The sequence below is a fragment of the Arenibacter aquaticus genome (assembly GCF_003957295.1).
Taxonomy (GTDB): domain Bacteria; phylum Bacteroidota; class Bacteroidia; order Flavobacteriales; family Flavobacteriaceae; genus Arenibacter; species Arenibacter aquaticus.
Genome location: NZ_RQPJ01000019.1, coordinates 15,722 through 27,611 on the forward strand (window position 1 = coordinate 15,722; position 11,890 = coordinate 27,611).

An 11,890-nucleotide genomic window follows, 5' to 3' on the forward strand; every position below is an offset into this window, starting at 1 on the left:
TCTAAAAAGTTATTTAACGTTGTAAATGCCCGTTTACACCAAAGCCTAGCTAACCTACTAGTACTATATTCGTATAGCGCACCTAAAATTACGTAAATATAATGAGCAAAGATAAGGTACAAATTTTTGATACAACACTAAGAGATGGAGAGCAGGTACCAGGATGTAAATTGGATACCGAGCAAAAATTGATAATCGCCGAAAGATTGGATCTTTTAGGGGTAGATGTCATTGAAGCAGGATTCCCTATTTCCAGTCCGGGTGATTTTAACTCTGTTCAGGAGATTACAAAAATTGTAAAAAATGCAACAGTCTGCGGTCTTACCCGCGCTGTGAAAAAGGATATAGAAGTCGCTGCCGAGTCCCTGAAATACGCCGTAAAACCAAGAATACATACCGGTATAGGAACCTCAGAATCCCATATAAAGTTTAAGTTCAACTCCAACAAGGACGCCATTATAGAACGAGCGGTAGATGCCGTAAGCTATGCCAAAACCTTTGTGGAGGATGTGGAATTTTATGCAGAGGATGCTGGACGTACCGATAATGAATTTTTGGCACGCGTATGTGAGGCTGTAGTAAAAGCCGGGGCTACCGTACTGAACATTCCTGACACCACCGGGTACTGCCTTCCAGAAGAATACGGTGCCAAAATAAAATATTTAAAGGAAAACGTAAAAGGTATAGACAAGGCTATTTTGAGCTGTCACTGTCACAACGATCTAGGTTTGGCCACCGCCAACTCCATTGCCGGAGTAATCAACGGGGCTAGACAGATAGAATGTACCATTAACGGAATTGGTGAACGTGCCGGAAACACTGCTCTTGAAGAAGTGGTGATGATCCTTAGACAACACCCAAGCCTTAATTTGGACACCAACATAAACAGTAAGTTACTATATGATACCAGTCAGATGGTTTCCCAAAAAATGGGCGTATATGTACAGCCCAACAAAGCTATAGTTGGGGCAAATGCCTTTGCCCACAGTTCAGGGATCCACCAAGATGGTGTAATCAAGAACAGGGAAACCTATGAAATTATAGATCCGGCAGACGTTGGGGTCAATGAGTCCTCTATTGTCCTTACCGCAAGAAGCGGAAGGGCCGCATTGGCATACAGGGCCAAGAATGTAGGCTATGAGCTTACCAAGACCCAATTGGATGTGGTGTACCAAGAGTTCCTGAAATTTGCGGACAAACAAAAGGAAATTATGGACGAGGATATCCACGATATCATAGTAGCCAGTGGTATTAAAATAGAAAGTGTAGCATAATAAATTATATGGATTTAAAAATAACTCTTTTAGGGGGAGATGGAATTGGTCCCGAGGTTTTGGCCCAGTCTGTAAAATGCTTACAGGCCGTGGAGGAAACCTTTAACCACCACTTTACCTATACCGAAGGGTTAATAGGAGCCGTTGCTATGGACAAATACGGTTCCCCTTTACCAGAGGAAACCATAAATCTCTGTAAGGAATCCGATGCCATTCTTTTTGGAACCATAGGCACTCTAAAATACGATGACAACCCTAGCGCAAGGGTACGCCCGGAACAGGGATTGCTCCAACTTAGAAGAGAGCTAGAGCTATTTACCAACATTAGGCCAGTTAGGATATTCCCCACATTGGTCGCCAAATCACCCTTAAAAAAACACGTCATCTTTGGAACGGATTTCGTTATTTACCGGGAGCTTACCGGGGGTATATACTTTGGGGAAAAACAATGGAGCGAGGACGGGACCTATGCCTCCGACCTCTGTGAATATTCCGAAAAAGAAATTAGCAGAATTGCCCATTTGGCCTTTAAGGCAGCAAAAAGCAGAAAAAAGAAACTCACACTTGTGGACAAGGCCAATGTATTGGAAACTTCGCGTTTATGGAGAAAGGTTGTGACCAGAATTGCCGAGAGCTATCCAGAAGTGAAATTGGACTTCCTTTTTGTAGATAATGCCGCCATGCAGATGATGTTAAACCCCAATCAATTTGACGTTATCCTAACTGAAAATATGTTTGGGGATATTCTTTCTGACCAAGGAAGTGCCATCTGCGGCTCCAAAGGGCTACTCCCTTCAGCATCCATAGGTGCGGAACATGCCATGTTTGAACCTTTTCACGGTTCATACCCCCAGGCAACAGGTAAAGACATTGCCAATCCGGTAGCCTCTATACTTTCAACCGCTATGATGCTGAGCCATTTTGGAATGCATGAGGAATCCAGAGCCGTGGTCATTGCAGTGCATAAATCCATGAGGAAAAATGTGGTCACAAAAGATTTGAACGCCAACAGTAGATACGGTACCAGTGAGGTTGGCGCTTTTATTGCCGACAATATCATTGATTCTGATGAAAACCTTAACTATAATTATGAGAATATAGGTCTGGGAAAATCAACCATTATTTAAAGAATCCCATTACCTACACCAACTTACTCCTTTCTTTAAATTAAAACATCCCTGAATATTATATATACAAAACTAGACTACACTCTTTGTTATTAACTGTACAGAAAGAAAGGTTTATTCCTCCAATAGCCCCGTAATATCACGATGAAAGTTTCGCTTGAACCGCTGGTAATTTTGACCGGTTGCAGGGCCGTTAAAACCGGTATGTATTTTTCGCACCTCTCCATTTTTATCCAGGAGTATCGTAGTTGGGAACGACAGTACATGGTTTAGCATAGGCAATTTTTCCTGGGCCAATTCCTTATCTACGCTCCCATATTGAGCCAGCAAAATAGGGTAATCCACGCCTATTCTATCTTGTAATCGCCTTATTGCTGCAAATGCAGCCTCTTTTGTCTTGGCGTATTCAAAAGCAAGGGCAACAACAGCAATTTCATTATCATTATGTTGCTTAGTGTATTCTACTAAAAACTTGGTCTCATCCAAACAATTGGGACACCAAGTACCCATAATCTGTACTATCACTACTTTATCTTTAAAATACGCATCCTCCAAGGAAACTGTTCTCCCTTGAGCATTGGGAAAGCTAAAACTTAGCTTGTTATATCCTTCTTTTATAAAGGTTAGAGAGTCTGCATTGGGCAATTCAAAATTTTCATTCCTCTTGGCCGTAAATTGAGCCTTAAAATGATTTCCAGAATAAAAGACTCCATCCATAGTGCTGTCCGTTACCTTGGATTTAAACAAATAGGCATGGGCCCCATCAAAAGTTGATAACATCAGGGAATCTCCATTAAGGACCCCCTCCAAGAAACGGTAGTCTCCCGTCAACGTTTTAAAAGTCCCCACTACCCTGTCTCCTAGCTGCTTAAAAACACCCTTTGCCTTATAGGGGTCGTCCAAAACAGGATTAAACCCAACTTCCCAGTTCCCGGAAATATTGGTATTGGGCATTTCAGCCACCCTAAACCTTTCTTTTATTCCGTACTTAGCGGTAAAAGGCACTACCCTTTCTTCGCTTTCCTTTATAAAACTCCCCTTCATATTCTCGGCAGTAAACCTACCGGCCAAATACCCTTCAAAAACAGGCATCTTAATGACTATAGAGTCCTTTATTACCTTAATTTCGTCTACATGGATAACTTCATCAGCATTGTACACCTCCAAACTATATCCCGCATTTTCCAATGCATTAAGTTCAAAGTTAAAGGGCAGCAATTGCCCATCACCCACTTCCAAATGGGCCAACCACATACCTTCCTTTAACCTTTCGGTTGAAGAATTGGCACAGCTACCGAGGAATAAGACTAAAAGTATGATAACAACATTGCGTTTCATTACAATACAAACATTTACATTTTGGAATTGAATCCATATTGATTTGTACACCGTACATTATGGACCTTCTCTCTACGGGAGGACTTAAGCCTAATTATTACACTCATTAAGAGTTAATTACAAAAACATATAGACTTATCTATGTTGAAATAACAAAAAATTTTGGTAAATAAAAAATAAAACATTCGAGCACCTAGATATTGAATGTCTTACTGCATTGTTTTATATTTGGGGTCTCTAAAATTTTTCGATGAAAATATCATACAACTGGCTAAAACAGTTTCTAAAAATTGACTGGGATTCCCAAAAGACAGCCGAACTATTAACGGACTTAGGCTTGGAGGTTGAGGGTATTTCTACTTTTGAATCCGTGAAAGGTGGATTAAAGGGAATTGTTGTTGGTGAGGTTATAACCTGTGAAAAACATCCCAATGCGGATAAATTAAAACTCACTACCGTAAATATTGGTCAAGACCAACCCTTACAAATAGTATGTGGGGCACCTAATGTAGCTGCAGGACAAAAAGTGCCCGTGGCCACCATAGGCACTACATTATACACTGCTGAAGGAGAGTCTTGGGTTATAAAAAAAGGAAAAATACGCGGAGAGGAAAGCCATGGGATGATTTGTGCAGAGGACGAGCTTGGTCTAGGGGATAGCCATGACGGCATTATGGTACTCGCCGATACTTTAAAAGTAGGCACCCCTTGTTCCGAGGTTTTTGATATAGAACTGGATGAGGTCTTTGAAATAGGACTTACCCCAAATAGGGCAGATGCCATGAGCCATTTTGGAGTGGCGCGGGACTTAAAGGCCGGCTTTAAACAAAAGGATATCAATAAAGAATTGATTACCCCGCCAATTTCCAATTTCAATATCATAAACAGGTCGTTACGAATTGATGTTGAGGTGGAGAAGAGTGAACTGGCACCAAGATATTGTGGGATAACCATTAGCAATCTTATTGTACAGCCCTCACCCGATTGGTTAAAAAACAGATTAAAAGCTATTGGGATTACCCCAAAAAACAATGTGGTGGATGCCACCAATTACGTATTGCACGAATTGGGTCAGCCCCTACACGCATTTGATGCTTCTAAAATAAAAGGCAATAAAATACTGGTGAAAACCCTTCCAAAAGGTACTAAGTTTACCACCTTGGATGGTGTAGAAAGAGAGTTGAGCGAAGAAGACCTAATGATCTGCGATAGTGAAAAACCACTATGTATTGCTGGAGTATTGGGAGGAGAAAACTCTGGTGTTACCGAATATACCAACAGTATCTTTTTAGAAAGCGCCTTTTTTAATCCCGTTTCCGTAAGAAAAACGGCCAAACGACATGCTATCAATACAGATGCCTCTTTTAGGTTTGAAAGGGGAATAGATATAGACAATGTAGAATACAGTCTAAAACGCGCCGCTTTACTGATCCATGAGATTGCAGGTGGTGATATTACTTCGGATATTGTTGATATCTATCCCAAGAAAAAGGACGACTACCATGTATTCTTAACGTTCGATAAAATAAACAAATTAATTGGACAGGATATATCCAAGGATACCATCAAGTCCATTTTGGCATCTTTAGATATAAAGGTAAAAAACGTAACCGAATCCGGACTTGGACTAATGATACCCTTTTACCGGGTAGATGTACAAAGGGAGGTTGATGTTATTGAAGAAATACTAAGGGTATTTGGATACAACAATGTAGAGTTCAAGGAGAAGTTAAATGCTTCCATTGCACCTACTTCCAAGTTTGAGGATTACAAGATCCAAAATATCATAGGTAATTTACTGGCTGCCATTGGCTTTAACGAAATATTGACCAACAGCCTTACCACCCCGGCCTACAACAAGTTATCCCCGGATATCAATGAAGCACATACTGTTGCCATGCTCAATCCTTTGAGCACGGAGCTTTCGGTAATGAGACAATCCATGTTGTTCTCCGGTCTGGAAACCATAGCCTACAACAGTAACCGTAGGATGCAAAACCTCAAGATTTTCGAATTCGGTAAAACCTACCATCAATTTGAAAACAACAGAGAGGAAAAGAAACATTTAAGTCTTTTGATTACAGGAAACAGACAGGAAGATACTTGGACCGTTCCCGCTAAAAAATCCGATTTCTTTTACCTGAAGTCGGTCGTAGAAAACGTATTGGACAGATTAGGGCTCAACAAACTTGAATCTACCCCTTCCAAACCGGAAATACTCTCCGAAGGCATTTCCCTGCAATATGCAAAAAAAGATGTGGTAGTTCTTGGCGTGGTCAAGAAATCTCTTCTTAAGGAATTTGATATTAAAGAAGAGGTGCTATATGCCGACTTCGACTGGGATTATATTTTAGAGGCCATTGTAACCAATAAGATAATTTATAAGGAAATACCAAAATATCCGGAAGTAAAAAGGGATTACGCCTTATTGGTAAATGAAAATGTGGGCTTTAAACAAATACACGACCTTGCAGTACAGACCGAGAAGAAGTACTTGACCAATGTAAACCTTTTTGATGTATACAAAGGGAAGAACTTACCCGAGGGCAAAAAATCATATGCTGTAAGCTACACACTTCAAGATCACAAAGGAACTCTCACCGATAAGCAGATTGATAAGATCATGAACAAGTTACTGCGCCGGTACGAAAGTGAATTAGGGGCCGAGTTAAGGTAAGACTACTCGGCCAACAGTTTGGGTAGAATTACTCTGTCTACCCCATGTAATAAACAGCTAAATTTATTGGCAGTACACTTTGTGATTTTAGGAGAATACTCAGCAATATGCAAATTGGGCATTATTATAAAAAAATTGCTTCGGCCGCTATGACAGTGAATTAGACGCCTAGTTAAGGTAGTTTTAGCCCAGTCAACAGCTTTGGCAGAATTACAGGGTTTAACTCCTGTATATCACCCTGGAACTGATTGGCACAACACTTCAAAATCACAAAGGAACCCCTCACCTATGAACACATTACAACATCAAGAAGAAGTTACTGTGACCACTACGAAAGTGAATCATCCGCCGAATTAAGGCAAGTTTACCTCGGCCAACAGGTTTGGCATGATTACGCTGTCTATCTCATGTATAACACCGTTGCACTGATTGGCATCGGCACTGGTTATTTTGGCCCTGTTGCCCAACTTATCACTCAACACTATATCCAACCCTTCCATGGAGGCGTAAATCTTTTCTCCCTGCACGGTAGTAAAGCTCGCTTTGCCATTACCCCTGCACATGGCTTTTAAAATATTGGAAGCGGTAAGGTTACCGGCAACGATATGATAGGTTAAAAGTGAAAACAACTCCCTTTTATTCCCTGGTAACAGAAGCTCTTTTAAATCTATCTTGGATAGTTTTTTAAATGCCATATCCGAAGGAGCAAAAACTGTAAAGGGGCCATCCTCATTTAAAATTTTATCCAAATTGGCGGCCCGTACAGCCTCTAAAAGGGTGAAATGATGACCGGAATCGGCCGTTCCTTCAATAATTGAATTATTACTTCCCGAAAAGCTGTTCTGATTTATTGAAGATTGTCCGTAAATAAGAGGGGTAAACAAAAGAAATAGAGCATAAACGGGCAGGTGGCATTTCATAATATCCTGAGCTTGGGGGTTTTAAAAAAATCGATGAACGGTTAAATTCGTCGACAATATACAACATTCAATCAATAATTTTGTCGCAAAAATTAGCCTAAATTCTATTTAACAAAACATTAACAATTCCAATAAAAACTGCAAACCCAAAGATATTTCAACACCCTAGTTTTCAACATTTTCCAATACAACATTGAATTGAGTTCTATAATTCCTTAACTTTATGAGCAGGGCTAAAAATATTGGCAAATGTTAGTACAAAGAACCAACATTCAGGAACAACTTTTTAAGACCAAACAAAGGGATAAAGCTTCTAATGATATCATGCAAGATGTATATCGTATTTTAAGCACAGCGGATGACTCCCAAGAAAGAATTGCCCAAAACATACAAAGGGTGTTGCCCACAACCTCCAATAATTTTGATTTTGAGTTGTTGGAAACAGAAAGTATATACCACATTGATCATATCAAAAAAATATGTATCGACTACCGATTGCGTTTTTTGGACTCCCATTATTTTAAGGGCAAAATGCCCCATGAAGTTATTTCCAAAATTAAAAATCTGGAAAAAGAGCACCACATAGAATTAAAGGGCTTTAAAATACTGGCTCCCTCAAAACTCTTTAAATTGGACGACAGGGACGACCCCATATTGTTTGCCCCTATTGGCAATGACTACTACTATTTGATTCATAAATGGGGCAGGGATTTACACCCTTTAAGAAAAATAATGATGTGGCCCTTCAAAAATATGCTTAACCTGGTAGCCACAGTAGTGGGACTTAGTTATCTGGTAACACTTTTTGTTCCCAATGGCCTGTTTTCTAAGAACAGTACCAGTTTTCAATTTTGGGTGATTTTCTTTTTTATGTTCAAATGTATTGCCTCTATAGTTATATTCTACGGCTTCGCAAAGGGCAAGAATTTTAACACGGCCATCTGGAACAGTAGATATCTAAAATCGTAGATTGATCTTACCCCTTTCTCCTATTTCCACATAGTACTAGGCCATCACTTTTACTTTTCTGCATAATTCAATCGTATATACTCACTATATAAATTACGGTAACCTCAGAATCAATTTACCTATTTCCTATGTATCCCCGCCATTATTATCACTCGCACTAAAGACCAAAAAATAATTGCCCCAAGCAACACCGGCTTTTAAAAGGCATTACTTGGGGCAATTGGCAGCTAAAATTAAGAAGCTGATGATTTTTAAAACCTATACCGGAACTGCGTACATTTTGTTACGTTGCTCCTTAATAGATTTATCTGACATATATTCATCAAAGGTTAAATAACGATCTATATTTCCTTTAGGTGTCAATTCTATAATTCTATTCGCCACTGTTTCTGCAAATTCGTGGTCATGGGTGGTAAAAAGCACTGTTCCTTTAAAGTTCTTTAGGGAATTATTAAAAGTTGTAATACTTTCCAGATCCAAGTGGTTGGTAGGTTCGTCCAGCATCACTACATTGGCCCTCATCAACATCATCCTACTTAACATACAACGCACCTTTTCCCCACCGGACAATACGGTACATTTTTTAAGGGCTTCTTCCCCACTAAAGAGCATTTTCCCCAAAAACCCCCTTATATTGACCTCTTCCCTTTCTTCTTCAGTTTTGGCATATTGTCTAAGCCAATCCACCAAATTAATATCCTTGGTAAAAAATTCCGAATTATCGGCAGGAAGATAAGATTGATTGGTTGTCACCCCCCATTGGTAACTACCATTGTCTGCTTTTCTGTTTCCATTTATAATTTCATAAAAGGCGGTTGTTGCCCTTGAATCACGGGATATTATGGCCACCTTGTCTCCCTTGGCCAGATTAATATTGATATCCTGGAAAAGCACCTCTCCGTCTTCAGTGCTGGCAGCAAGTTTCTCAACGTTCAGTATTTGGTCACCGGCCTCCCTTTCTCTTTCAAAAATAATGGCAGGATAACGTCTACTGGAGGGTTTAATATCCTCTACCTTTAATTTGGACAACATTTTTTTCCTGGAGGTTGCCTGTTTACTTTTGGCCACGTTAGCACTAAAACGCTGTATAAACTCTTGTAACTCCTTTGCTTTTTCCTCTGCTTTTTTATTCTGCTGCGCCCTTTGCCTAGCAGCCAATTGGCTACTTTCATACCAAAACGTATAATTTCCGGAGTAAAGGTTCATCTTACCAAAGTCTATATCCCCTATATGGGTACATACAGAATCTAAAAAATGCCTATCATGGGATACCACGATTACGGTATTCTCATAGTCACCCAAAAAGTTTTCCAACCAGTTTATGGTTTCATAATCCAAGTCATTGGTAGGCTCATCCATGATAAGCACATCAGGACTTCCAAACAAGGCTTGCGCCAACAGCACCCTTACCTTTAATTTAGAATCCATATCCCCCATCAGGGTATAGTGCATATCCTCCTGAATTCCCAAATTGGAAAGCAATGCAGCAGCGTCGCTATCAGCATTCCAGCCGTTCATTTCCTCAAATTGTACCTGCAGCTCACCTATCCTATCGGCATTCTCATCACTGTAATCCGCATATAGGGCATCTATTTCCTTCTTTATCTTAAATAGGGGCTTATTACCCATTACCACACTTTCCAAAACAGTATACTCATCATAGGCATTGTGGTTTTGCTCCAAAATGGACATTCGCTTGCCAGGCTCTAAGTGAACATGTCCGGAAGTTGGATCTATTTGCCCGGAAAGCACTTTTAGAAACGTGGATTTTCCCGCTCCATTGGCACCAATAACACCATAACAATTACCTTGTGTAAAGGAAACATTTACTTCATCAAAAAGAACCCTCTTTCCAAATTGCACAGATAAGTTTGATACTGATAGCATATAATATGTTTTAAATTTTGTGCAAAAATAACAAAAATAAAGCCGTCATACCAACATTATTAAAAGGCCTTTACAGGCCATTTTAACGCAGACCCAATAGTTTTAACTCACAATTAACAAGCTGAGTCTATTGAGTTTATTAGATTTGTTTTCTATAAAGTAGCTATTCTCATATGAATAAACCTTTACTCTATGCTTTTCTACTTGCGCTAATTGGTTGCGGTACTAAAGAAAAAAAGTCCCCAAGTGTATTCTTTGCTGGAGAAATAGTAAATCCTACCAGTGAATACATTGTACTTTTTAAAGATGATGTGGTGATTGATTCCGCAAAACTCGACGTAGACAATAGGTTCGCCATTAAATTGGATTCCGTGGATGAGGGTCTCTACCATTTTGACCATAGCCCAGAACTGCAATACGTTTATTTGGAGAAAGGCGATAGTCTAATGATTCGCCTTAATACAGAGGATTTTGACGAGTCCCTAATATTTTCGGGTAAAGGTGAGGAAATTAATAATTTTCTATTGGAGCTCTTTCTCAGCACCGAAAATGAACCTGCTATAATTTATTCCTACGCAGATCTTGAACCACACCAATTTAAAGATAAAATAGATTCCTTGAGGGCCATTAAACTTAATTTGCTCAATGAACTGTCCAAAGAAACAACACTATCACCTAGCGCTAAGGAAATAGCCCAAGCCAGTATAGATTACAACTATTACATCTATAATGAAAAATATCCGTTTTGGCACAGAAGAAAGACGGGAAGAACCATCATCCCAGAAATGCCAAAACATTTCTATGACTATAGAAATGAAGTAGATTACAACAACAAGCGTTTATCCTACCACCGGTACTACTACAACTTCATGAAAACGCATTTCAATAATTTATCCTATATGGGATGCTATTCCAATTGTAAGAGTGCCCACCGCGAAATAATCACTAATAAATTACACTTTAACCAACACAAGTTAAAGCTGATAGACAGTATGATCACCCAAAAGGATCTAAGGGACAACCTCTTCCGAAACGTGGCCCTGGATTACTTGATTAAGGTGCATGATAGCAACAAAAACAACAGAATATTCATCAATGATTTTCACAAGTTGTCCGGAAACAATAAGCATAGTGCGGAAATAGAGGCTATATATCAAGGGGTGAACAACTTACAACCTGCCAACAAATTACCCAATATATCCGTTTACGATGTTGCAGGGAATTCTATAACACTGCAGGAAATTGCAGAGAAAGATAAGAACACCGTCTTTTACTTTTGGTCCGGAACACAAAGACTGCATTTTGAGAATATACTTAAAAGAGTAACCCTACTCTCAAAAAAGAAACCTGGATTCTCCTTCGTTGGCATAAATTGCAATACCGACCCCATAAGATGGCAATCGTTAATAAATATTAATCAACTGAATGTGGACAAACAATTCCGCACCGATGATTTTGAACATTTAAAAAACACCTTGGTAATAGGCGGGCTCAATAAGGGAATAATTACCAAAAACGGACTAATCGTGGATGCCTTCGCCGATCTTTTTAAAAGTTTTTAAGCCCTATTCCAGTTTACCTTCCATCATTTAACGTAGTCCCCACTAAAGAATACACTTCTACTAAAAAACAAATACCGTACTCACAAAAAAAGCCCCCCAAGCTTGAAACTTAGGAGGCTTTATATTATATAAAAAG

8 protein-coding genes are annotated in these 11,890 nt (G+C 39.4%); 5 read left to right on the top strand and 3 right to left on the bottom strand.

The annotated features are described in order from the left end of the window. The first annotated feature begins 101 nt into the window (after positions 1-101). Together EHW67_RS15555 and leuB are read left to right on the top strand one after the other, a co-directional pair. Entirely contained in the window at positions 102-1,274 is a 1,173-nt protein-coding gene (locus tag EHW67_RS15555; RefSeq protein WP_126163310.1) for a 2-isopropylmalate synthase, read from the top strand. 8 nt (positions 1,275-1,282) lie between these two features. Further along, a complete protein-coding gene (gene leuB / locus EHW67_RS15560; RefSeq protein ID WP_126163311.1) occupies positions 1,283-2,401 on the top strand; it encodes a 3-isopropylmalate dehydrogenase in 1,119 nt (372 codons plus the stop codon). A 114-nt stretch (positions 2,402-2,515) separates the two neighbouring features. Here the strand turns inward: leuB and EHW67_RS15565 are convergent, their stop codons facing one another. Continuing rightward, positions 2,516-3,739: a TlpA disulfide reductase family protein gene (locus EHW67_RS15565; protein ID WP_126163312.1), complete on the bottom strand. Its 1,224-nt coding sequence runs from the start codon at positions 3,737-3,739 to the stop codon at positions 2,516-2,518. A gap of 250 nt (positions 3,740-3,989) precedes the next feature. On the opposite strand from EHW67_RS15565, the gene pheT reads away from it, so the two are divergent. After that, on the top strand, positions 3,990-6,416 hold the full coding sequence (pheT, locus tag EHW67_RS15570; RefSeq protein WP_126163313.1) for a phenylalanine--tRNA ligase subunit beta: 2,427 nt from the start codon (positions 3,990-3,992) through the stop codon (positions 6,414-6,416). 353 nt (positions 6,417-6,769) lie between these two features. On the opposite strand, the gene EHW67_RS15575 is transcribed toward pheT, so the two are convergent. After that, positions 6,770-7,336, bottom strand: coding sequence for a fasciclin domain-containing protein (locus EHW67_RS15575; protein ID WP_126163314.1), 567 nt, complete (start codon positions 7,334-7,336; stop codon positions 6,770-6,772). Positions 7,337-7,585: 249 nt separating this feature from the next. Between EHW67_RS15575 and EHW67_RS15580 the strand changes: the two genes are divergently transcribed. Next, a complete protein-coding gene (locus EHW67_RS15580) occupies positions 7,586-8,305 on the top strand; it encodes a hypothetical protein (protein ID WP_126163315.1) in 720 nt (239 codons plus the stop codon). Positions 8,306-8,563: 258 nt separating this feature from the next. Here the strand turns inward: EHW67_RS15580 and EHW67_RS15585 are convergent, their stop codons facing one another. Continuing rightward, positions 8,564-10,192, bottom strand: coding sequence for an ABC-F family ATP-binding cassette domain-containing protein (locus tag EHW67_RS15585; RefSeq protein ID WP_126163316.1), 1,629 nt, complete (start codon positions 10,190-10,192; stop codon positions 8,564-8,566). Between the two features lie 173 nt (positions 10,193-10,365). On the opposite strand from EHW67_RS15585, the gene EHW67_RS15590 reads away from it, so the two are divergent. After that, positions 10,366-11,754: a transaldolase gene (locus EHW67_RS15590; RefSeq protein WP_126163317.1), complete on the top strand. Its 1,389-nt coding sequence runs from the start codon at positions 10,366-10,368 to the stop codon at positions 11,752-11,754. Positions 11,755-11,890: the final 136 nt, after the last annotated feature.